The sequence below is a fragment of the Caballeronia hypogeia genome, assembly GCF_001544875.2.
Taxonomy (GTDB): domain Bacteria; phylum Pseudomonadota; class Gammaproteobacteria; order Burkholderiales; family Burkholderiaceae; genus Caballeronia; species Caballeronia hypogeia.
Genome location: NZ_FCOA02000002.1, coordinates 371977 through 394368, shown reverse-complemented (window position 1 = coordinate 394368; position 22392 = coordinate 371977). Strand labels below are relative to the sequence as shown.

The following is a 22392-nucleotide window of genomic DNA, read 5'->3' as shown; positions in this document are numbered from 1 at the left end:
CGCGTTGTATACATTCGCTGCTTAAATAAGGGCATATATTTCGATATCCAAATCGATACGAGAACTCGTGCCCGCGCGTACGAAGCTACTTGACTTGTGATGAACCTGTTCTAACTTTCATCTAGCAAACGTTCTCACGATACGACCAGCGCGACCGGCGGGAGCGAGCCGACATGCCTATCGATTACGATCCGAGTTCGGAAGCTCTGCTGCACCCGGGCCTGCGACCCACGCTGTTCGAAGCGTCTAAGGTCGTCGGGACGGTTCCGCTCGCGGCGGAGGCCGCCCGCCTCGCCTACGTCGACATTGCGAACGACGAGGGGATGACGAAGCTCACGGCTGCGCTCGCGACACAGGGCTTCACCGGCGTCACGCCGTTCACTTCGGCAGAAACGGACTCGCAGGCCTTCGGCGCCTTTCGCGTGGCGGACCGGACCACGCTGCTGGCCTTTCGCGGCACGGAGCCCGACAAGCCCGAAGACCTGCTCATCGATGCCACGTTCTTCTTCGAGCCATGGCAGCACGGCCGCGTGCATCGCGGCTTCGCTCGCGCGACCCTTTCGCTACAGCCGCAAATCAACGATTATCTGCGCGCGCGGCAAGCCACGTCCGGCACGCTGATCCTGTGCGGTCACAGTCTGGGCGCCGCGCTCGCGACGCTGTTCGCGAGCCTGCTCCCGGACGTCACGCTCGTGACCATCGGCTCGCCGCGCGTGGGCGATCAGGTTTTCGTGGACAGCCTGTCCGCGGTGAAAACGACGCGCATCGTCGATTGCTGTGACGCCGTAACGAAGCTTCCGCCTTTTCCCGGCTGGCGCCATGTCGGCGAAACGCATTTCATCACGCATGAAGGCGAACTGGTGGTCGATCCGGCGCCCGAATTCATAAGCGACGACGAACGCGCGGGGCGCGCAAGCTACCTCGCGCACTATGCACTGCACCGCGGCAACGTGCATGTGCGCGAGTTCGCCGATCACGCCCCGATCAACTACCTGCGCGCGTTCTTCTGAGCCGTAGCGAAGCGACTTGCAAAACGCATGGGCCACCACGCCTCGTGCACCAACCGGATGGGCCGCGAAGACGACAACGACGCCGTCGTCGATTCGAATGTTCGCGTGCGCGGCGTGCGCGGCGTGCGCGGCGTGCGCGGTCTCAGAGTGGTCGATGCATCGGTGTTCCCGCGCATTCCGGGATTCTTCATCGTTACGCCGGTCTACATGATCAGCGAAAAGGCGAGCGACGTGATCCTCGCGGATGCGAGGGATTCGGCATAGTGCCCATGCGGATTCAGGGCGTCGGCGGCGTGCCCTCGCCCGCCTGATTCGCGGGGCCGGCGCGTTGCACGTCGAAGACCGGACGCCTGGCGTCGGCGTCGTACTGGCACCGGAACGAGGCTTGCTGAGATCGGCATGAAGCTTCAAGAAAAACAATCGGGCGATTTCCCTGCAAACACAGTAACACTGCCTGCCCCGGAGAGTCATCGTGGACATGTCATCCTGCTCGCCCTCCATCACGACGATGATCCGCATGGATCACACGCATGTGATGGCGGCGTTTCATCGTTATCACATCGACACCCCGTGGTGGAGAAAGCGCGCCATCGTTGAACTGGCGTGCACGGCGCTGGAGATTCACGCGCAACTCGAAGAGGAAATCTTCTATCCCGCGTTGAGCGATGCAATGCCGGGCGACGAACGCCTCAGGAAAAGCAAGCCCGAGCATGACAAGATGCGCGAAGACATCGCGAAACTACGCGCGATGGGGCCGCAAGACGCCGCGTACGACGCGCGTTTCATGCAGCTCATGCGCGAGGTCATGCATCATGTCGCGGATGAGGAAACCGTCTTGCTGCCCACCGCCGAACGCGCGCTCGCCGCGCGATTGAGCGAGCTTGGCCAGCGCATGACGAAGCGTCGCCTGCAACTGGTTGCAAAACATCGGCCCGCTGCGATCGCGGCGAACACGGTCGGCACGTTCCCACTCGCGTCCATCGCGCTGATATCGCTCGGCGCGCTGGCGATCGCGCATTGTCTGCGGCCCGCCTCCGCGCGCCGCGCTCGACGTCAATGGTGATCCACCGTTCAGGATTCTCGCGGCACGCCATTCACCTCGACGATATGCACCGGGATCGACTTCGCCCCCGGCACCTTGCTTTCCTTCGCGTAATGCCATAACGGCAGCAGCGGATTGCACTCCGGATAATATCCGCCGATGCAGCCGCGCGGAATATCGTAAGGCTGAATGCGCAGGCCCGCCACGCGGCGCTCGAAGCCATCGTCCGAAATGGTCTGCAAGGTCACGCGATCGTCCTTCTTCAAGCCATGTCGGTCGATGTCGGCCTCGCACATGAGGATCACCATGCGATCGCCGTGAATGCCGCGAAAACGGTCGTCGTGGTTATAGATCGTCGTGTTGAACTGGCTGTCGCTGCGCAACGTCATGAGGCATAACGCGCGCGCATCGCGCATGGGCATGTCGGGGTCTTCACCGAGCGACTCGGGCACGAAGAATTCCGCGCGGCCGCTCTTAGTTTCCCACTTGCGTTCGCGCACCGGGAGATGACGCGGGAAGCCGCCCGGCGTCCACATTCTCGCGTTGAAGTCGTGAAAGGTCTCGGGATAGGTCCTGGCGATTTCATCGCGAACGAGCGCATAGTCGTCGCGCCAGCGTTGCCAGTCGACCGTCGATTGCGCGCCGAGCGTATGCCTTGCCAGTTCCGCGACGATGAACGGCTCCGAGCGCGCATCCGCCGACGCGGGCTCGGCCACGCCGCGCGAGCCGTGAATGCATCCGGTGCTGTCTTCCATCGATACGGCTTGCGCGCCGCCTGCCTGCATATCGATTTCGATGCGGCTCAGGCACGGCAGCAGATACGACTTCTCGCCATGCACGAGGTGACTGCGATTGAGCTTCGTCGCGATGTTCACGGTGAGCTTCAGCTTGCGCCACGCCGGCTCGGTACGCGCGCGATCCGGCACCGAGCGCACGAGATTGCCGCCGAGATTGATGACCGCATCGACCTTGCCTTCGATCATCGCCTCGAATGTCTCGACGATGTTCATGCCCTTCTCGCGCGGCGGCTCGAAACGGAACTGGCTCGCGAGCTTGTCGAGCGGCGCCAGTTCCGGCTTCTCCGTGATCCCTACCGTGCGTTGCCCTTGCACGTTCGAATGTCCGCGCACCGGCGAGGGTCCTGCGCCCGGCTTGCCCACGTTGCCGCGCAGAAACAGCAGATTGCACAGCATGCGGACCGTCTGCACGCCCTGCCTGTGCTGCGTGACGCCCATGCCGTAGTGCGCGATGACCGCGTTCGCGCGCATGTATTCGTCGGCGGCGGCTTCGAGATCCGCGCGCGGCAGGCCGGCCACGTTTTCGATGTCGTCCCATGAGGCGACGCGCACGTAGTCCGCGAACGCCTCGAAGCCCACCGTGTGTTCTTCGATGAACCCGACGTCGAGCACGCGCGGCTCGCCGCGTTCCCGTGCGCGATCGTCGGCGTGAATCACGGCCTTGCAGATGCCGAGTATCGCGGCGGTGTCGCCGCCGGTCTTCACCTGATGATATTGCGTGCTGATGACCGTATGCGCCGGCGTCACCATTTCGACCGGCGATTGCGGATTGGCGAACTTGATGAGCCCCGGTTCCCGCAGCGGATTGAAGGTGATGATCGGCACGCCGCGCTTTCTCGCATCCTGCAACTGATGCAGCATGCGCGGGCTGTTGGTCCCGACGTTCTGGCCGAAGAAGAACATGAGATCGGTCTTCTCGAAGTCGTCGAGCATGATCGTGCCGACGCCCGCGCCGATCGCCGCCTTCAGCCCGACGCTCGTGCTTTCGTGACACATGTTCGAGCTGTCGGGAAGATTGTTCGTGCCGTACATGCGCGCGAACAGCTGGTACATGTACGACGTTTCCAGCGATGCGCGCCCCGAAGCATAGAACGACACGCGCTTCGGATCGAGCGCCCGCAACTCGCGGCCGATGTCCTCGAATGCCTCGTCCCAGCTCACGCTCACGTATTTGTCGGTCGCTGCGTCATAGCGCAGGGGCGCGGTGAGACGCCCCGCATCTTCGAGATCGTGATCGTGCCAGGCGCACAGTTCAGTCACCGTATGCAGCTCGAAGAACTGCGGCGTCATGCGTCTGGCCGTCAAGTCCCACGCGGTCGCCTTCGCGCCGCTTTCGCAGAACTCGAAGGTGTGCGGATCGGCGGGCTTGGCCCATGAACAACTGACGCAGGCGAAGCCGTCGGGCTTGTTCTGCTTCAGCAGAACGGTGGTTTCCCTGAGCGGCACCTTTTCATGAACGAGCGCGCCCGTCACGGCCTTGAGCGAGCCCCATCCACCCGACGAATACGGATATGCGACGTTCCTTCGAACGTGTGTGTCTGATTCGGCCATGACCATTGCCTCGCGCGTTTCGATTGATTCTTGGAAGACGCGCGAGCAATCGCTATTCCCTTTCAGGCACCTTTATTCTTCGTCTGCAAGGTGGGCGAGCCGCGACCGTCGCGCGGCGTCATGCGTGCGAAGAACACGACACCCGCCGCCACTACCGACATCAGTGCGAGACCGGTGAGGCCGCCCTGGATCGAGCCGCTCTTCTGTTCGAGAAAGCCGAAGGTTGCCGGCGCGACGAAGCCGCCGAGATTGCCGATGGAGTTGATCAGCGCAAGCACGGGCGCCGCGATGCGCGCATCGAGATAACCTTGCGGAATCGGCCAGAACAACGACGAAGCCGCCTTGAAGCCGATCGCCGCGAAGCAGATCGCGATGAACGAATAGACCGGTCCGCCCTGACCGGCCGCGTACATGCCGGCCGCCGCGATCAGCAGCACGCACGCGACCCACGCCTGCTGGAACTTGAAGCGCGCGGCCAGCCCGGCGAACAGATACATCGCGACGATGGAGATCAGCCAGGGAACGGAGTTGAACAGCCCGACCTGGAAGTCGTTCAGATGCCCCATCTTGCGGATGATGCTCGGCAGCCAGAAGGTCGCCCCGTAGATGGTCAACGATACCGAGAAATAGATCAGGCAGAAGATCACGATCTGCGGATCGCGCAGCAGGCTCCACGCGGAAGGCTTGACCGTATGCGCCGCATCGCGCTGACGCTGCTCGTTGTCGATTTCGGCGACGAGCGCATCCTGCTCTTCACGCGTGAGCCACTTCGCATCGCGCGGCTTCGAATCGAGCCAGAACCACACGAAGCCCGCCAGCACCACCGAGGCCATGCCTTCGATAAGGAACATCCACTGCCAGCCATGCAGGCCCGCGCCTTCGATCAGCATCAGCCCGCCCGAGATCGGGCCGGAGAACACGGACGCAAGCGCCGAGCCGCTCAGGAAGATGGCCATTGCCTTGCCGCGTTGATCGCGCGGCAGCCATTGCGTGAAATAGAACACGACGCCCGGGAAGAAGCCCGCCTCCGCCGCACCGAGCAGAAGACGCATCGCATAAAACGAGGTTTCGCCCTGCACGAAGGCCATGCCGACCGCAGCCAGCCCCCACGTGATCATGATGCGCGTGAGCCAGGCCTTCGCGCCGAAACGCTGCAGCAGCATGTTCGACGGCACTTCGAACACCGCGTAGCTGACGAAGAAAAGCCCCGCGCCCAGCCCATAGGCCGCGGCGCCGATGCCCAGATCCGCGCTCAGATGCTGACGCACGAAACCGATGTTCACCCGGTCGATGTAATTGACGACGAACATCACGACGAACAGCGGCAGCACGTGCCACTTGATCTTGCGAACGGCGCTCGAAAGCGCGCTGGAACTGCTCATGAAGGTGTCTCCTGACGGCGCGTGGTTTTGTTATGGGTCTCAGAAGCGCGGATTCTTGCCGGTGAATTCCGGCTGATACTTGCGCATTTGCGCGAGATCGTCGCGATTGCGCACGCCGCACGACAGATATTGTTCGTGCAGTTCCGCGAGCTTCTCGCGATCGAGTTCGACGCCCAGACCCGGCGTCGTCGGCACGCGCACGGAGCCGTTATCGAACTTCACGCGCCCGCCCTTGATGACTTCCTCTTCCTGCCACGGGTAATGCGTGTCGCACGCGTAGGTGAGATTGGGCACGCTTGCGGCGACATGCGTCATCGCCATCAGGCTGATGCCCAGATGCGAGTTCGAGTGCATCGACATGCCGAAGCCCCACAGCTTGGCCATGCGCGCGAGCGTCTGCGTGGCGCGCAAGCCGCCCCAGTAGTGATGATCGGAGAGCAGCACCTTGATCGAACCCATGTTGCAGCCGCGACGGAAGTCGTCCATCGTCGTGATGACCATGTTGGTCGCGAGCGGCAGCTTCGTATGCTTCTGCAGTTCGGCCATGCCTTCGAGGCCGGGGCACGGATCTTCGTAGTATTCGAGGATTTCATCGAGCGCGGGCGCGGCCTTGATGCTCGTCTCCAGCGTCCAGTTCGCGTTCGGATCGAGACGCAGCGGCATGCCGGGGAATGCCTTCGCGAGCGCCTGCATGCAGGCGATTTCATGCGCGGGCTCGAACACGCCGCCCTTCAGCTTGATGCTCTGAAAACCGTACAGGTCGATCATGCGCTGCGCCTGCGCCACGATCTGCTCGGGACTGATGCCCTCGCCCCACGCGTCCGGCGCATAAGGTTTCTCAACGTGCTCCGCGTACTTGAAGAACAGATACGCGCTATAGGGCACGGCGTCGCGCACCTTGCCGCCGAGCAGATCGACCACCGGCGCGCCGATGATCTGACCTTGCAGATCGAGCATCGCCACTTCCAGCGTGCTGATCACCTTCGGCGCGTTCTTCGCGGCGTGCGAACCCGGCGCGAGCTCGAATTCAATCGCGCCGGGCGTTGCCTTGATCGTCCCGCGCACGCGCTCTTCCATCTGGTTCAGATCGAACGGCGAAAGGCCGATCACGAGGTCCCTGGCCTGTTCCAGCACGCGCAGCATCGGCTCGTCGCCATAGGTCTCGGAAATGCCGACGCGCCCGTCGCTCGTCTCCAGTTCGACGATGGAACGCAGCGCCCAAGGCTCGTGAATGCCCGCGGCGTTGAGGAGCGGGCCGTCGCGGAATGCGATCGGAGTGATTCGAACCTGAGTGATGGTGATGGCGCGCGTCATGTCGATTGTTCCGGAAAGAGCGAGAGTAGCCGAATGGTAAAGCACTAATATATTAGTGCGTCAGTCGGGTTAACGCTGAGTTTTCTTCGTCACGAACCCATGCCCGCCGTGGCAAAGCGCGGCTATAGTGCTAATGTTTCAGTCGCCTTTCGCTTTCGATCCAACATGAAGAACGCCGAATCCACTGCCACGATCCATCGCCTCGACCGGTCCCGGCATGCCGCGCCGCAAGTGTTCGAGCGGCTGCGCGAGATGATCGTGTCGCTCGAACTGGAGCCGGGCACGGTGCTGTCGCGCACCGAACTGGCGACGCGCTATGGCCTCAGCCAGACGCCGGTGCGCGACGCGCTGATCAGGCTCGGCGAGGAAGGGCTGGTCGATATCTTTCCGCAGCACGCCACCGTCGTGAGCCAGATCAGCGTGCCGCAGGCGTTGCAGGCGCACTTCCTGCGCCGCTCGATCGAACTGGAAGTCGTGCGTACGCTCGCGCAGACGCGCAAGGCTTCGCTGGTCGCGCGGCTGCGCGCGACGATTGCGGAACAGATGGAATGCATGGAACCGCAGGACGTCGAGCAGTTTGCATTGCTCGACCACGCGTTTCACCGGCAGATGTACGAAGCCGCGGGCGTGCCGCAGTTGTGGGATCTGGTGCGCCGCCTGAGCGGGCACATCGACCGGCTGCGCCGTCTGCATCTGCCGGTCGAGGGCAAGACCAGCGCGGTGGTGCGCGATCACACCGAGATCGTCGACGCCATCGAGAAAAGCGACGTGGAAGCCGCCGACGCCGCGTTACGCAAGCATCTGTCAGGCACGCTCAGCCAGGTCGATCAGATTCGCACACGCCATCCCACGTTTCTGAGCGACCACTGAGCGGCTCGAAACCTCAGGCAATGGCCTTTGCCTGAGGCGCGGGCCAGCCTTGCATCATCGTTGCGATTTCCTCGTCGAGCCACTCGCGGAACTGGAGATATTCCGCGCGCGCCTTCGCATTGCGATGCGCGCACAGATAGTGGTGACGGTCGTGGAACACGAGCGCATCGTCGACCGGGCGCACGAGCTTCTTCTGCTCGACCTGCCGATGCACGAGATGGTGCCAGCCGAGCAAGGTGCCCTCGCCCGCCTCCGCCTGCGCCACCAGCAGTCGATAGTCATTGCTCTCCAGCTTGTCGTGCTGATCGAGGCGGTCGGAGCCGTCGCCTTGCTGGAACCAGTTCTTCCACACGCGCCAGTCGACGTGTTCGCACACTTGCGCGCGCCCCAGCAGCGAAAGGCTCAGCGTGGGATGCGCGAGCAGATCGAGCGGCTTCAACGCGCGCCCATGAAAATAGCGCTCGTGAAACGCCGCGCTGCACACCGGATAAACGATGTCGTGAAACAGCGGCTCGACTTCGTACTCCGCTTCGCGCGGCGGATTCTTCGTGATGATGACATCGGGCTCCATGAGCTCGTCGAGTTCCATGAAGTGCTCGGTCACCATCACGTGCAGGCGGATATCAGGAAAGCGCCGGCGAAATTCGGGCAGCCGGAACGAGAGCCACAGCGCCGAGAACGTATGCGAGATACAGATGGTCAGCGCATGTCGATCGACGCGCCGCACCGCCTGCGCCGCCTCCGCGATGTTCATGATCGACAGATACGACGCGTTGTAGAGAATGCGGCCCGCATCCGTCAGTGAGATATGCCTTCCGGTGCGCTCGAACAACGCGACTTCGAGCGCGTCCTCCAGTTCCTTTATCTGGCGGCTGACCGCGGCCTGCGTGACGCACAGCACTTCGGCGGCTTGCGTGAAACTTTCATAGCGCGCCGCCGTGACAAAGCATCGGAGCGCGCGCAACGAGGGCATCTGCGCGAGAAGCCTGTCGGCGAATTGCTGTTTCTTCTGCATGTGAATCACCTTCCAGAGGGCTCGCAAGCCGGATGCTTCTATTATCGATTGTTCTTCGAATCCGGCGCGCGCTCATCCGCGCCCTTGCACGCGGCGCATGATCCTGTCGAGCGCTTCCGCGTAATGCGCAAACGTGCCTCGTTCCGACAGTTCGCGGTGCAGTTGCTCGTTGAGGCCGCCGGGCGTGCTCGCATGTCCGATCATGTCGGCGAAAGGCTGCGTGCCTTGTGTCGTTTCATGCGCGAGCCCCACATGATAGCCCGACAAAAACGAGCGAGCCGATGCATACGGCACGCCTTGCCCGACGAGCCATTGCGCCTGTTCCTCCAGCAGCGCGAAGAAGCTGGCCATCGTCGCCGTGACGGCGGACAGCGCGTCGAACTGATGTTCGCCCGCCACTTCGACCGCTTCGCCTAGCGGCGCGAACAGGGCTTTGGCGATGTCGTCGGGCGGGCAGATCGCCGTGCTGCCCTTGCCCGTCGCCACGGCGGGCAGCGGCACCGCGCGCGTCACGCCGGACGACCGGCGCACGAGCTGACCAATCTTCTCGAGAGACATTCCTGCGATGAAACTGATGACGTGATGCCGCGCATCGAACTCGAGTTCGCCCAACACTTCGGACGCGATCTGTGGGATGACCGCGAGACACACGACATCCGATGTATCGAGCACGGCCTGATTGCTCTCGCACACCTCCACGCGCGAGTCGAGTTCCGCCAGTTTCGCCGCGATCTCCGCGTTGCGCGGCGAGAGCGCGACGCGCGTGAAAGGCACGTCGAAGTCGATCATGCCGGTCACGATGGCCCGCGTGATCGCGCCGGCGCCGATGAATCCAATCCGCATGTTGCCTCGTCAGATGGTCAGTCGAGCTTCAGCCAGGTCGTCTTCAGCTCGCAGTATTGATCGTGCGCGTAGACCGATTTGTCGCGTCCGCCGAAGCCCGACTGCTTGAAGCCGCCGAAGGGCGTGGACAGATCGCCTTCGCCGAAGCAGTTCACGGTCACGGTGCCCGCGCGAATGCGCGCCGCCACCTTGTGCGCGTTGTTGACATTATCGGTCCACAGCGATGCAGCGAGTCCGTAGCACGTGTCGTTCGCGATGCGCACGGCCTCGTCGATATCAGCATATTCGATAAAGCACACCACCGGCCCAAAGACCTCTTCGCGCGCGATGCTCATCTCGGGCGTCACGCTGTCGAAGATGGTCGGCTCGACGAACCACCCGCCGGTTTCCGTCAGCGTGGCGTTGCCGCCGGCGGCAACGTGCGCGCCTTCGGCCTTCGCCTTCTCGATATGCGACAGCACCTTGCGGTAATGCGCCTCTTCGATCAGCGAACCGAGCCTGACATCCGGATCGAGCGGATCGCCGGTCTTCCAGCCTTCGAGCACCGCCTGCATCTTTTGCAGCAACTCGGCCTTCTGGCTCTTGTGAACCAGAATGCGCGAGCCCGCGCTGCAGTTCTCGCCCATGTTCCAGAACGCGGCGGCGACCGCCTGTTCGGCCACGGCGTCGAGATTGGCGACATCGGGCAGCACGACTTGCGGATTCTTGCCGCCGCATTCGAGCACGACGCGCTTCATGTTCGTGTCGGCGGAATAGCGCAGGAAGCGCTTGCCGGTTTCGGTCGAACCCGTGAACGCGATCAGATCGACATCCACGTGCACGCCGAGCGCCTGACCCGCGCCTTCGCCGAACCCCGTCACGACGCTGAAGACGCCGGAGGGCAAGCCCGCTTCCAGCGCGAGATCGGCGATGCGCAAGGTCGACAGCGAAGTCTGCTCCGCCGGTTTCACGATGACGCTATTGCCCACCGACAACGCCGGCCCGATCTTCCACGCGAGCATCAGCGCCGGAAAGTTCCACGGCAGCACCGCGCCGACCACGCCGATCGGCTCGCGCGTAATCATGCTCACCACGCTCGAACCCGAAGGCGAGAGTGCGTCGTAACGCTTGTCCGTGACTTCGGCGTGCCAGCGGATGCACGCGGCCGACTCGGGAATGTCGAGGCCCATGCATTCGCTGATCGGCTTGCCTGCTTCGAGCGCTTCGAGCAGCGCGAGCTCTTCGGCATGTTCGTCGATGAGTTGAGCGAGGCGCTGCAGCACGGCCTTTCTATGCGACGGCGCGGCCTTCGACCACACCCCCGATTCAAACGCCTCGCGCGCCGCCCCGACCGCGCGATCCACATCCTTCGCGTCGCACTTCGCGATATCCGCGAGCACCTTGCCCGTCGACGGATTCAGCGTGGCGAAGGTTTCATTCGAAGCCGCATTGCAACGTTGCCCGGCGATGAAAGCCCGGCCATCGAGCGAAAGCTGTTCTGCCTGGCGCTGCCATTCCTGATGCGTCGTCATGTCATGTCCTCACAGATTCAAAGCTCGGCGCCCGCCGAGAATTCCTTGACCCAGATCGCCGCGGAAACCGCGACGTCCGCGATCGGCCGAATCGGCAACGAACGCGGATGCGGCTGATGCAGCAGTTGATCGATCAGCGCGTTCGATTGCCCGAGCGCATGTTCGGCGATCAGTTTGCCCGCCGCCGAGCCGCGGCTCAGTCCCAGCCCGTTGCAGCCAATGGCTTCGAACGCACCGTCCGCGCGCTTGCCGAACAGCGCACCGTTGTTCGCCGTCAGACACAGCGCGCCGCCCCACGTGTATTGCAGCTCGACGTCCTTGAGCATCGGAAAACGCCGGTCGAACGAACGTTGATGCAGATGCCTCGCCTTCGCGAGATCGGCGGCCGACACCGAAACGTTCGGCCGGAATGCGAAGTGGTTGCGCACGCAAATACGATTGGTCGCAAGGCGCCGCACGGTGGTGCCCATCGGGTCGGCGGGAATCAGCGCCCATGAATGCGCGCCGCCGAGCCGCGTGATCTCGTCGTCGTTCATCACGCGCGACATCGACGCGAACGTATAGACCGGCAACAGTCCGTTCGGGTGACCGCCGAAGGTGGCTGCATACGCGTTGGTGCAGAGCACCACCTGCTTCGCCTCGATCCTGCCGGCCGCGAAGCTCAGCACCTTCGTCTGGCCGCGACCGTCCATTGCTTTCACCGCGCTCAGCTCGAAGATCGTCACATTCGACGGCTGCGTCGCCGCGAGGCCGCGCATCAGCGCCGCGGGTTGAACCGTGCTGCATCCCGGCGTGAACAGCGCGCTCTTGTAAAAGCTCGTGCCCGTAACGCGGCCGATAGCGGCTTCGTCGAGCCACTCGCACGGCTCGTCGATGCGGGCGAGGCCATCGGCGAAATGCGTCAATGCCGTGTGGCCTTTCTTGTTGACCGACGCGTGGTACTTGCCGTCGTCGCGCCAGTCACATTCGATGCCGTGCCGCTTCACCGTTTCGCGCACATAGTCGATGCCGTGCCGTTGCAAGCGCACGTCGGCCTTGTCGGCTTCGACGCTGCGCGAATAGCTTTCGCTGCTGATGTCGTGCGGCAGATCGACGAAGAAGCCCGAGTTGCGTCCCGCCGTCGAGCGCCCGATGCGATCGGCGTCGACCAGCGCCACCGACATCTCCGGCGCGAGTTCCGCCAGCCGCCGCGCCGCGCACAGGCCGGTGATGCCGCCGCCGACCACCACGAAGTCGAAGCGATGATCGCCCGTCGCGGTGTTCGCGGGCGCGGGCGACGGCAGGCTTTCCCACCAGCCGTTGACGCCATCCGGTGCGGGTAGCCGCACGAAATCCTGTTTCGAGGCCATGCGCGTGAGTTACCGAGCGTTGCGCAACAAGGGTGGGACGGTCTTCGCAAGGGAGGTATGTACGCCTTCGAAGCTCATGACCGACTCACTGAGTATATGTTTGAAAAACACACGGCGCGTCAGACGAGCGCTTCCGCATGCAAATAAATGGGGAAATGTCCGCACAGATCGCGCACCCGCGCGCGCACCGAACGTTCGACCTGCGCGTCGCCAGCGGGATCGCGTTCCAGCGCCGAGAGCACGTCCAGAATCATCTGGCCGATCTGCTCGAACTGCACCGCGCCGAAGCCGCGCGTCGTCGCGGCGGGCGTGCCCAGGCGGATGCCCGAGGTGACCGTCGGATTCTCGGTGTCGAAAGGGATGCCGTTCTTGTTGCAGGTGATGCCCGCGCGTTCAAGCGCCTTCTCCGCCTGCGTTCCGGTCAGGCGCTTGCCGCGCAGATCGACGAGCAGCAGATGATTGTCCGTGCCGCCCGTCACGAGACTCAGGCCGCCCGCCTGCAGTACGCGGCCGAGCACCTGAGCGTTGCGCAATACGCGGTCGATATACGCGGTGAAGTCCGGCCGCAGCGCTTCGCCGAAGGCGACCGCCTTGCCGGCGATCACGTGCATGAGCGCGCCGCCCTGCAAGCCCGGAAAGACGGCCGAATCGATCTTCTTCGCAATGGCGGCGTCATTCGTCAGAATGAAGCCGCCGCGCGGGCCGCGCAGCGTCTTGTGCGTGGTCGACGTCACCACGTCCGCGAACGGCACCGGATTCTGATGCCGTCCCGCCGCGACGATGCCCGCGATATGCGCCATGTCCACCATCAGCATCGCGCCGACGCTGTCCGCGATGTCGCGGAACGCCGCGAAATCGAGCGCACGCGGATAAGCCGAATATCCCGCGATGATGAGCCGCGGCCGATGCGTCTGCGCGAGGCGCCGTACCTCGTCGTAGTCGATACACAGCGTGTCCGGGTTCACGCCGTACTGCACCGCGTTGAACCATTTGCCCGACAGCGCGGGACGCGCGCCATGCGTGAGATGACCGCCCGCGTCCAGCGACATGCCCATCACGGTGTCGCCCGGCTTCAGAAGCGCGAGCATCACCGCGCCGTTGGCCTGCGCGCCCGAATGCGGCTGCACGTTGGCGAACTCGGCGTCGAACAGCGCCTTCACCCGATCCATCGCGAGCGCCTCGATGCGATCCACGTGCTCGCAGCCGCCGTAGTACCGTTTCGACGGATAACCTTCCGCGTACTTGTTCGTCAGAACGGTGCCCTGCGCCTCCATCACCGCCGATGACACGATGTTTTCGGAGGCAATCAGTTCGATCTGCGTCTGCTGGCGGCGCAACTCCAGCGCGATCTCCGAAGCGATGACGGGATCGTGACTCTGCAGGCTTTCGCCGAAAAAGCGCGAATACTCGTTCACGGAAATACTCCGAAGGTGTCGGGCGATGCGGCTCTATCCGGGCATTACTGCTCCAGCCACGCCTTCACTTTGTCCGGATGCGCGTCGACGAATTTCTTCGCGGCCGTCGCGTAGTCGTTGGTCGAGTTGCCTTCGAACTCGATCGATTCGACATCCGCCAGCGTCAGCTTGTAATGCTTGAAGAAGACGTCGGCGCGCGGGAACTTCTTCGCGAACTGCTTCGATGCGAAAGCATGAACCTGCTCTTCGCCGCCGAGCGTGCCCTTCGGGTCCTTCAGATAGCGCATCTGCCACTTCTGGAACAGCCAGTGCGGGCTCCATACGGTCGCGACGATCCATTGCTTCGATCCGTAGGCACGCTGGATCGACGCGAGCATGCCGGCCTCGCTCGCGGACTGCAGCTTGTAACCCGACAAGTCATACGCCTTGATGGTCTTCTCCGATGCCTGCATCAGACCGCCGCCCGGCTCGATGCCCTGGATCACGCCGTTCAGTTGCTTCTGCACTTCGGGCTTCTTCAGGTCTTCGATCGACGAGAGTTGCGACTCGGGCACATAAGCCGGCACTGCCCAGCCATTCTTGCCGCCCGTGTAGATGATGCCGACGTCGTCCAGACTGTCCTTGTACCGTGCGACGTACTGACCGTGCGTCACCGGCAGCCAGCCGCCGACCATGATGTCCAGATCGCCGCGCGCCACGCCCTGATACTGAATGCCGATATCCGCCTGAACGAACTGCACCGGCTGCTGGAGCTTGGTTTCGAGCACGTACTTGGCGACGTTCGCGACCGCGAGCACGTCGGCCCAGTTGGTGACCGCGATCTTCAGCGGCTCGGCGGCTGCGACCGTGCCGGTTGCGACCCCGAACGCCACGACTGCGGGCGCTGCTATCTTGACGATCAACGAGCGAATGAAGCTGCTATTCATTTTGGACTCCGGATTGGCTACTTGAGCGTATGGACGAATATGACGTTCTGTATTTCAGGTTTGCGCGGTCTTGCCGGGCGTCGCGGGTTTTGTCGGCGTCGAGATAACCTTCTTCTTCGCCTTCTTGGCCTTCACGCCGAAGCTTTCCGTCAGCCGGTCGAGAATGATCGCGAGCAGCACGACGCCCAGACCGCCTTCGAAGCCGATGCCGATATCCAGACGCTGGATGCCGCTCAGCACGTACTCGCCCAGCCCGCCCGCGCCGATCATCGACGCGACGACCACCATCGAGAGCGCCATCATGATCGTCTGGTTCACGCCCGCCATGATCGAAGGCAGCGCGTTGGGCAACTGGATCTTCCAGAGCAGTTGCGCATCGGTGCTGCCGAACGAACGGCCGGCTTCGAGCAGTTCTTCGCGCACTTGCTTGATGCCGAGCGTCGTCAGGCGCACGACGGGCGGCATGGCGAACACGATCGTCGCGATGACGGCCGGTACGCGTCCCAGACCGAACAGGATCACGGCTGGAATCAGGTACACGAACGCGGGCATGGTCTGCATGAAGTCGAGCAGCGAGCGCAGCACGACTTCCACACGCTTCTTGCGCGCGCCCCAGATGCCGAGCGGCACGCCGATCACGAGACTGAAGAAGGTCGCCGCGATGACCAGCGCGAGCGTCGAAACGGTCTGTTCCCACAAGCCCATGTAGTGAATCGCATACAGCGCCACGCCGACGAACGCGGAGAACACCACGCCACGGCGCCACAGCGCGAGCGCCATCAGAATCACGAGCATCGCGATGAACGGCACCGCACCGAGGCCATCCTCGAGCACCTTGATGACCGCGCCGAGCGCCGCCGAAAATGCGTCGAAACCGCCGCGAAAATGAGAGAAAAGAAAGTTGACTGCGTTCTCGGCGAACTGTCCAAAGATTCCGGAATTCATGCGGCCCTCCGCTCCATAACCTGCTTGAGAATCGTACGGCAGGACACCGCGCCCGCGAGTCTGCCTTGTTCGTCGATGACCGGAACGTCGTGCTCCTGGCTGAGCGCGATATTCGCGAGTTGATGCAGGTCCGCGTTGAGCGGCACCGCCGCGACATCGCTGAGCAATGCGTCGCTGATCGGACGGCTGCCGCTCTTGTGCAGCGACGCTGGCGTCACGCAGCCCTGATAGCGGCCCGCTTCATCGCAGACATAGCCGCACTCGGCGCCGCTGTCGATCAGCGTGTTGAGATAGCGCTCGGACGGCGCGCTCGTGTTGCACGCGATCAGACCGCGCTCGACCTTCGTCATCAGGCTCGATGCTTCGAGGAAGCGCGACACGTCGACGTTGCGGAAGAAGTCGCGCACATAGTCGTCGGCGGGAGACTGAATCAGTTCCGCGGGTGTGCCCACCTGAATCAGACGGCCATCTTTCATGATGCCGATGCGCCCGCCGATCTTCACCGCCTCTTCGATATCGTGCGAGATGAACACGATGGTGCGCTGCTCTTCCTTCTGCAGGCGCAGCAGTTCGTTCTGCATCTCGAAGCGGATCAGCGGATCGAGCGCGGAGAACGCCTCGTCCATCAGCAGCACGGACGGATTCACGGCCAGCGCGCGCGCAAGACCCACGCGCTGCTGCATGCCGCCGGACAGCTCGCTCGGCAAGAGCTTCTCGTATGAAGCCAGACCGACGCGCGTCAGTGCGGCGCGCGCAGTTTCATAGCGATCCGACTTCTTCTTCCCCGCGACTTCGAGGCCATACGCGATGTTGTCGATCACGCTGCGGTTCGGCAGAAGCGCGAAGGACTGAAACACCATCGCCATCTTCTCGCGGCGCACCGCGCGCAGTTCGGGCGTGCTCATCGGCGCGATGTCGCGGCCTTCGAGAATCACCTGGCCCGAGGTCGGCTCGATCAGGCGATTGAGCAGGCGCACGAGCGTCGATTTGCCCGAGCCCGACAGGCCCATGATCACGAAGATTTCGCCCGCGTTGACCGAGAGGCTCACGTCGTCGACCGCGACCATGTTGCCGGTCTGCGCGAAGATTTCGTTGCGGCCGAGACCTTGCCTCAGGAGTTCCTGAGCACGCTCGGGCTTCGCGCCGAAAATTTTCGAAAGGTTCTTGACCGTAAGAATCTCGGTCCTGGATGCCGCAACCGATTTTGCCAGCGAATCTGTTCCGGACTGCGAGGACAGCGGATTCGTGACGTCGTTCGGTGCGAGAGTTAGGTTGGGAATCATCGGGTCATTCCACCTAGCAGGTTCAGAAAGGGAGTGGTTGGCAGTGACGCTCTGCATCGGCGCTGCCGGGGCATTCCGGCGTTCACTGCGATGGAATGAAGCGTACCTGTCCAATTCCGATCACCCACCGACATTTTCTGAGCCCTTTTCGATACTTCTGGTAATGCAAGCAAGCGGCGCAGCCGACGCTTAAAAACGGGCGAACGCAACACGAAACGCTGCGAACCAGCACTGGCGGGCCTGAGCGGGCGATGGCCGCGCGCGGTGGAGGCCGCACGGAGCGTGACGACTGGCTGAAATGCGCGAGGGACGCTAGGGATTGCACCTAGGCAAGGCGTTCTGGATGCCCTTTTCTTATGCTAGGAACGCAAAACGCCGCGCGTTTTGCGCGGCGTTCACCGTCATGCTGCGAGCTTTCATCAACTGCCGAGCAAACCGAACACGGCGACGCCGGTCTTCGTGCCCACATACACCTTGCCGTTCGCGATCGTCGGCGAGATGAACTTGGCGCCCGGGCCGAACTGATCGCGCGAGCCCATCGTATTGCTGCTGTAGAGCTCGAAGAGATCGCTGGCGTCGTAGGCATGCAGCACGGCGGGCGTGACGTTCTCCACGCCCCACACGATGCCGTTCGTGTCGCCGTTCGCCGAGATCACGGGCGCGAAGCCCGGGAAACTCCAGTTCCACGGCGGACTGGTGCTCGTGTACGACGCGGCCGTCGCCAGCAGGCCGTTCACGACCGGCAGCGCCTTCAGGTGATCGCCCGCCGGGCCGACATACACCGTGTTGTTGTAGAACGCCGGCGTGGTGAACATCGGGCCGCTGATTGTCGAGAAGAGCTCCTGATAGATGTGGTCGCTGGCCGAATCGAAGGTGCCCATGTTGTCGCGATCGACGATGTAGAGCGCGCGCGTCTTGCCGCCGCCTACCGCGAGATGCCTCACGTTGCCGTTGACGTCGGTGACATCGGGCAGGACCACCACGCCACCGGAGCCCAGGTCGAGATCCTGGCTCGACTGCACGACCGTGTCCGAAGGCTGGAAGTAGTCGGTGACCTGGAGCGTTGGCGTCGGCGTGACCTTGAGGAAACCGTTGCCGAAGTCGTTGTGGATGGGCATGTTCTGCGCGTTGGTGGTCGGATCGAAGGTGCCGTTGCCGTCGAGGAAATAGATCGACGTCCCGTCCGATGCAAGGCCCCCGCCGCTCATCCAGATGCCGCCCATTTCACCGTTCGGCGTGACATTGAGCACGCCGGTCTGCTGCAGCGTATCCGCGTTGTAGCCGATCACCCAGCCGGTGTACGGCAGCGTATCGCAGTGCGAGCTCCACGCCGTGTACACGACGCCGTTCAGCAGCAACAACGACGCACGCTCGATGTACTGGCCCGGCGTGAACGGCACGACGCCATTGACGCTGCCTGAGCCGGTGCCGGGATACGACGCGGTGATTTCGGTCGGACCGCCGAAGAGCTCCGCCCCGCTGGTGATATCGAGCGCGTGAATGCGCTGGTGATAGGCGCCGCCGCTGTCCTTCGACATCGCGACGAGATAGATCGCGCCACGCGAGCGATCGATCACGGGCGTCGACGTGATGCCGATGGTCGGCGTCGTCTGGTTGCAGCCATGGTCGTCGCTCGGCGTCTCGCCCGGGAGCACCGTGGACACCTGCCAGAGCACGTCGCCGGTGTCGGCATCGAAGGCATAGACGCTTGCATTCTCGGTCGCGACGTAGAGCACGTTGTGCCTTGCGCCAGCGACCTGCAAGTTGCCCAGAAAGAGCGGCTGGGCGTCCACGACGCCGTCCACACCATAGAAGCCCAGCTTGCCGAAGGTGTCCGGATTGACGTTGGCCGGACTGAGCGCGGTTTCCGCGAGTTGCTGCCCGGTGCGCCCCACGTCGTTGTGATACGTGGTGACGTCCATGCGACGCGGCCGCAGGCGCGCGTCCACCGCGGACATGCTTGCAGCGGATGCCGCGCTCGCGCCGCCCGAGGACGACGCTCCCGAGCCGGGTGTGGTGCCTTTGCTCGCCACGCTCGAATCCGAATCCGAACTGCCTCCGCTACAACCGCCGATTATTGCTGCGACTGCGACCGCGATCACGCCAACCGACAAGTGCCCTTTCATTTTCGAAGCTCCGTTCAGGGGTCCGGTTTCGTGCCTCCGATTATTGTCTGCACCGGCTGAACGATCATGATTTCGTCGGCTGGCGGCTAGCATTTGTCTGAATTGGCTGTCGCGCTTGTGTATCGGTATGAAGATTGCCCGTGGAGATTTACGGACCGCCGACGGTGAACTCACGAAACTCGATCAGGCCGGCGCCGCGCAAAAAAAGGGCGCCGCAGGTATTGAACCTGCGGCGCCCTTGCATGGTGCGACGGCTAAAGCAACGTGCCGTAGCCGAACAAGCTTACATCTTCACGGTGTCGGCGACTTCCCTGAAGTCTTCGATCTGGTCGAAGTTCATGTATTGGTAGATCTTGTCGCCGTTGGCGTTGAGCACGCCCATGTCGGCCATGTACTCGGCCTTGCTCGGGATCTTGCCCAGACGCGAGCAGATCGCCGCCAGTTCCGCCGAGCCGAGATACACGTTCGTGTTCTTGCCCAGACGGTTGGGGAAGTTGCGGGTCGAGGTCGACATGACCGTCGCGCCTTCGCGCACCTGTGCCTGGTTACCCATGCACAGCGAGCAGCCCGGCATTTCGGTACGCGCGCCGGCGGTGCCGAAGACGCCGTAGTGGCCCTCTTCGGTCAACTGCTTCTGATCCATCTTGGTGGGCGGCGCCACCCACAGCTTGACCGGAATGTCCCGCTTGCCTTCAAGCAGCTTCGACGCGGCACGGAAGTGACCGATGTTGGTCATGCACGAGCCGATGAACACTTCGTCGATCTTGGCGCCGGCCACGTCCGACAGCGTCTTCACGTCGTCCGGATCGTTCGGGCAGGCCACGATCGGCTCGTGGATATCGGCCAGATCGATCTCGATGACGGCTGCATACTCGGCGTCCGCGTCCGGCGACAGCAGTTGCGGGTCGGCGAGCCATGCTTCCATTGCCTTGATGCGGCGCTGCAGGCTGCGCGGGTCCTGATAGCCCTGTGCGATCATCCACTTCAGCAGCGTGACGTTGCTGTTGAGATATTCGATGATCGGCTCTTTGTTCAGATGCACCGTGCAACCGGCGGCGGAGCGCTCGGCGGACGCATCCGACAGTTCGAACGCCTGCTCGACCTTCAGGTCGGGCAGTCCTTCGATCTCGAGAATGCGGCCGGAGAAGATGTTCTTCTTGCCTTGCTTGGCGACCGTCAGCGTGCCTTGCTTGATCGCGTACAGCGGGATTGCGTTGACGAGGTCACGCAGGGTCACGCCAGGCTGCATCTTGCCCTTGAAGCGCACCAGCACCGATTCCGGCATGTCCAGCGGCATCGTGCCGGTGGCGGCCGCGAACGCGACCAGGCCCGAACCCGCCGGGAAGCTGATGCCGATCGGGAAGCGCGTATGCGAGTCGCCGCCGGTGCCGACGGTGTCCGGCAGGAGCATGCGGTTCAGCCACGAGTGGATCACGCCGTCGCCCGGACGCAGCGCGATGCCGCCACGGGTGCTGATGAAGTTCGGCAGCGTCTGATGCGTCTTCACGTCCACCGGCTTCGGATAGGCGGCCGTGTGACAGAACGACTGCGTGACGAGGTCCGCCGAGAAGCCGAGGCACGCGAGGTCCTTCAGTTCGTCGCGGGTCATCGGGCCCGTGGTGTCCTGCGAGCCGACCGAGGTCATCTTCGGTTCGCAATACGTGCCCGGGCGAACGCCCTGACCTTCCGGCAGACCGCAGGCGCGGCCGACCATCTTCTGGGCCAGCGAGAAGCCACGGCCGTTGTCGGCCGGCTGCTGCGGCAGGCGGAACAGGGTCGATGCGGGCAGACCCAGCGCTTCACGCGCCTTGGCGGTGAGGCCACGGCCGATGATCAGGGGAATGCGGCCGCCGGCGCGCACTTCGTCGAAGAGCACGTCCGACTTGACCTGAAACTCGGCGATGACTTCGCCATTCTTCAGCGCACGGCCTTCGTACGGGCGCAGTTCCACCACGTCGCCCATTTCCATCTTCGACACGTCGAGTTCGATCGGCAGCGCGCCCGCGTCTTCCATCGTGTTGTAGAAGATCGGAGCGATCTTGCCGCCCAGACACACGCCGCCGAAGCGCTTGTTCGGAATGAAGGGGATGTCTTCGCCGGTGAACCACAGCACCGAGTTGGTCGCCGACTTGCGCGAGGAACCCGTGCCGACCACGTCGCCCACGTACGCGACCAGATGGCCCTTCTCCTTCAGCGATTCGATGAACTTGACCGGGCCGCGCTTGCCGTCCTCTTCCGGGGTAATGCCGGGACGGGCGTTCTTCAGCATGGCGAGCGCGTGCAGCGGGATGTCCGGGCGCGTGGTGGCGTCCGGAGCCGGCGACAGGTCGTCGGTGTTGGTTTCGCCCGTCACCTTGAAAACCGTGATGGTCAGGCTTTGCGGCACTTCCGGACGGCTCGTGAACCATTCGGCGTCCGCCCAGCTTTGCATCACGGCGCGCGCGTGGGCGTTGCCCTTGTCGGCCAGTTCCTTGACGTCGTGGAACTGGTCGAACATCAGCAGGGTCTTCTTCAGCGCCTCGGCGGCCACGGCGCCCACTTCGGCGTCGGACAGCAGTTCGATCAGCGGCTGAATGTTGTAGCCGCCCAGCATCGTGCCGAGCAGTTCTGTGGCGCGCGTGCGCGAGATCAGCGCGCAGGCCGTCTCGCCCTTGGCCACGGCGGCCAGGAATCCGGCCTTCACGCGCGCGGCTTCGTCGACGCCAGCGGGCACGCGGTTGGTGATCAGGTCGAGCAGGGTCTGCTCTTCGCCCGCGGGCGGATTGGTCAGAAGCTCCACCAGTTCGGCGGTCTGCTGAGCCGTCAGCGGGAGCGGAGGAATGCCGAGCGCGGCGCGTGCGGCAACGTGAGCACGAAAGTTTTCAAGCATGGGGGACCGTTGTAAATGCGTTCAGAGGAAGGCTTTCCAGATACGCCGAGGCTGTTCCGGGCATTGCTTTGATCGCGATTTTAACGGTGATGCGCGGTGCCGTCAAATATCTTATGTCTTATGTCTTATACAAGAGTTGACGAA

At 63.3% G+C, this 22392-nt stretch carries 17 protein-coding genes; 4 read left to right on the top strand and 13 right to left on the bottom strand.

Annotated features, from left to right (window positions below; translation table 11 throughout):
* The first annotated feature begins 173 nt into the window (after positions 1 to 173).
* The 3 genes from AWB79_RS05050 to AWB79_RS05040 all read left to right on the top strand — a co-directional run bounded on the left by AWB79_RS05050 (position 174) and on the right by AWB79_RS05040 (position 2073).
* A complete protein-coding gene (locus tag AWB79_RS05050; RefSeq protein WP_061166280.1) occupies positions 174 to 1010 on the top strand; it encodes a lipase family protein in 837 nt (278 codons plus the stop codon).
* A 27-nt stretch (positions 1011 to 1037) separates the two neighbouring features.
* On the top strand, positions 1038 to 1274 hold the full coding sequence (locus AWB79_RS05045) for a GMC oxidoreductase (protein WP_074169329.1): 237 nt from the start codon (positions 1038 to 1040) through the stop codon (positions 1272 to 1274).
* A gap of 214 nt (positions 1275 to 1488) precedes the next feature.
* Entirely contained in the window at positions 1489 to 2073 is a 585-nt protein-coding gene (locus AWB79_RS05040) for a hemerythrin domain-containing protein (protein WP_061166278.1), read from the top strand.
* A gap of 8 nt (positions 2074 to 2081) precedes the next feature.
* Here AWB79_RS05040 and AWB79_RS05035 read toward each other — a convergent pair whose 3' ends face one another.
* From AWB79_RS05035 to AWB79_RS05025, 3 genes are all read right to left on the bottom strand, one after another.
* Positions 2082 to 4400, bottom strand: a complete 2319-nt coding sequence (locus tag AWB79_RS05035) for an FdhF/YdeP family oxidoreductase (protein WP_061166481.1) — start codon at positions 4398 to 4400, stop codon at positions 2082 to 2084.
* Between the two features lie 62 nt (positions 4401 to 4462).
* On the bottom strand, positions 4463 to 5782 hold the full coding sequence (locus AWB79_RS05030; protein ID WP_061166277.1) for an MFS transporter: 1320 nt from the start codon (positions 5780 to 5782) through the stop codon (positions 4463 to 4465).
* Between the two features lie 39 nt (positions 5783 to 5821).
* Entirely contained in the window at positions 5822 to 7096 is a 1275-nt protein-coding gene (locus AWB79_RS05025; protein ID WP_061166276.1) for a glucarate dehydratase family protein, read from the bottom strand.
* 165 nt (positions 7097 to 7261) lie between these two features.
* On the opposite strand from AWB79_RS05025, the gene AWB79_RS05020 reads away from it, so the two are divergent.
* Complete coding sequence (locus tag AWB79_RS05020; RefSeq protein ID WP_061166275.1) at positions 7262 to 7966, top strand: GntR family transcriptional regulator; 705 nt, start codon at positions 7262 to 7264, stop codon at positions 7964 to 7966.
* 13 nt (positions 7967 to 7979) lie between these two features.
* On the opposite strand, the gene AWB79_RS05015 is transcribed toward AWB79_RS05020, so the two are convergent.
* The 10 genes from AWB79_RS05015 to acnB all read right to left on the bottom strand — a co-directional run bounded on the left by AWB79_RS05015 (position 7980) and on the right by acnB (position 22248).
* Positions 7980 to 8981, bottom strand: a complete 1002-nt coding sequence (locus AWB79_RS05015) for a LysR family transcriptional regulator (RefSeq protein WP_061166274.1) — start codon at positions 8979 to 8981, stop codon at positions 7980 to 7982.
* A 72-nt stretch (positions 8982 to 9053) separates the two neighbouring features.
* Positions 9054 to 9824, bottom strand: a complete 771-nt coding sequence (locus AWB79_RS05010) for a pyrroline-5-carboxylate reductase (protein WP_061166273.1) — start codon at positions 9822 to 9824, stop codon at positions 9054 to 9056.
* Between the two features lie 17 nt (positions 9825 to 9841).
* Positions 9842 to 11335 carry an aldehyde dehydrogenase gene (locus AWB79_RS05005; protein ID WP_061166272.1) on the bottom strand — a complete coding sequence of 498 codons (1494 nt, stop codon included), beginning with the start codon at positions 11333 to 11335 and terminating at the stop codon, positions 9842 to 9844.
* 17 nt (positions 11336 to 11352) lie between these two features.
* On the bottom strand, positions 11353 to 12684 hold the full coding sequence (locus AWB79_RS05000; protein WP_061166271.1) for an NAD(P)/FAD-dependent oxidoreductase: 1332 nt from the start codon (positions 12682 to 12684) through the stop codon (positions 11353 to 11355).
* A gap of 119 nt (positions 12685 to 12803) precedes the next feature.
* On the bottom strand, positions 12804 to 14099 hold the full coding sequence (glyA, locus tag AWB79_RS04995; protein WP_061166270.1) for a serine hydroxymethyltransferase: 1296 nt from the start codon (positions 14097 to 14099) through the stop codon (positions 12804 to 12806).
* A 44-nt stretch (positions 14100 to 14143) separates the two neighbouring features.
* Positions 14144 to 15025: a glycine betaine ABC transporter substrate-binding protein gene (locus AWB79_RS04990; RefSeq protein WP_061166269.1), complete on the bottom strand. Its 882-nt coding sequence runs from the start codon at positions 15023 to 15025 to the stop codon at positions 14144 to 14146.
* A 54-nt stretch (positions 15026 to 15079) separates the two neighbouring features.
* Positions 15080 to 15970: an ABC transporter permease gene (locus AWB79_RS04985; protein ID WP_061166268.1), complete on the bottom strand. Its 891-nt coding sequence runs from the start codon at positions 15968 to 15970 to the stop codon at positions 15080 to 15082.
* A complete protein-coding gene (locus tag AWB79_RS04980) occupies positions 15967 to 17253 on the bottom strand; it encodes a quaternary amine ABC transporter ATP-binding protein (RefSeq protein ID WP_061166267.1) in 1287 nt (428 codons plus the stop codon). Before AWB79_RS04980 ends, AWB79_RS04985 begins: the two co-directional genes overlap by 4 nt.
* A gap of 419 nt (positions 17254 to 17672) precedes the next feature.
* Positions 17673 to 19379, bottom strand: a complete 1707-nt coding sequence (locus tag AWB79_RS04975; RefSeq protein WP_061166266.1) for a PQQ-binding-like beta-propeller repeat protein — start codon at positions 19377 to 19379, stop codon at positions 17673 to 17675.
* A 283-nt stretch (positions 19380 to 19662) separates the two neighbouring features.
* A complete protein-coding gene (acnB, locus tag AWB79_RS04970; RefSeq protein ID WP_061166265.1) occupies positions 19663 to 22248 on the bottom strand; it encodes a bifunctional aconitate hydratase 2/2-methylisocitrate dehydratase in 2586 nt (861 codons plus the stop codon).
* Between the last annotated feature and the right edge of the window lie 144 nt (positions 22249 to 22392).

Excerpts from the sequence above, each read along its gene's own strand:
- AWB79_RS04980 (WP_061166267.1), bottom strand. The coding sequence starts at position 17,253 with ATGATTCCCAACCTAACTCTCGCACCGAACGACGTCACGAATCCGCTG.
- AWB79_RS05010 (WP_061166273.1), bottom strand. The coding sequence starts at position 9,824 with ATGCGGATTGGATTCATCGGCGCCGGCGCGATCACGCGGGCCATCGTG.
- AWB79_RS04990 (WP_061166269.1), bottom strand. The coding sequence starts at position 15,025 with ATGAATAGCAGCTTCATTCGCTCGTTGATCGTCAAGATAGCAGCGCCC.
- AWB79_RS05035 (WP_061166481.1), bottom strand. The coding sequence starts at position 4,400 with ATGGCCGAATCAGACACACACGTTCGAAGGAACGTCGCATATCCGTAT.
- AWB79_RS05005 (WP_061166272.1), bottom strand. The coding sequence starts at position 11,335 with ATGACGACGCATCAGGAATGGCAGCGCCAGGCAGAACAGCTTTCGCTC.
- AWB79_RS05045 (WP_074169329.1), top strand. The coding sequence starts at position 1,038 with ATGGGCCACCACGCCTCGTGCACCAACCGGATGGGCCGCGAAGACGAC.
- AWB79_RS04975 (WP_061166266.1), bottom strand. The coding sequence starts at position 19,379 with ATGAAAGGGCACTTGTCGGTTGGCGTGATCGCGGTCGCAGTCGCAGCA.
- AWB79_RS05025 (WP_061166276.1), bottom strand. The coding sequence starts at position 7,096 with ATGACGCGCGCCATCACCATCACTCAGGTTCGAATCACTCCGATCGCA.
- acnB (WP_061166265.1), bottom strand. The coding sequence starts at position 22,248 with ATGCTTGAAAACTTTCGTGCTCACGTTGCCGCACGCGCCGCGCTCGGC.
- AWB79_RS04985 (WP_061166268.1), bottom strand. The coding sequence starts at position 15,970 with ATGAATTCCGGAATCTTTGGACAGTTCGCCGAGAACGCAGTCAACTTT.
- AWB79_RS05030 (WP_061166277.1), bottom strand. The coding sequence starts at position 5,782 with ATGAGCAGTTCCAGCGCGCTTTCGAGCGCCGTTCGCAAGATCAAGTGG.
- AWB79_RS05040 (WP_061166278.1), top strand. The coding sequence starts at position 1,489 with ATGTCATCCTGCTCGCCCTCCATCACGACGATGATCCGCATGGATCAC.
- AWB79_RS05015 (WP_061166274.1), bottom strand. The coding sequence starts at position 8,981 with ATGCAGAAGAAACAGCAATTCGCCGACAGGCTTCTCGCGCAGATGCCC.
- AWB79_RS05020 (WP_061166275.1), top strand. The coding sequence starts at position 7,262 with ATGAAGAACGCCGAATCCACTGCCACGATCCATCGCCTCGACCGGTCC.
- AWB79_RS05050 (WP_061166280.1), top strand. The coding sequence starts at position 174 with ATGCCTATCGATTACGATCCGAGTTCGGAAGCTCTGCTGCACCCGGGC.
- AWB79_RS05000 (WP_061166271.1), bottom strand. The coding sequence starts at position 12,684 with ATGGCCTCGAAACAGGATTTCGTGCGGCTACCCGCACCGGATGGCGTC.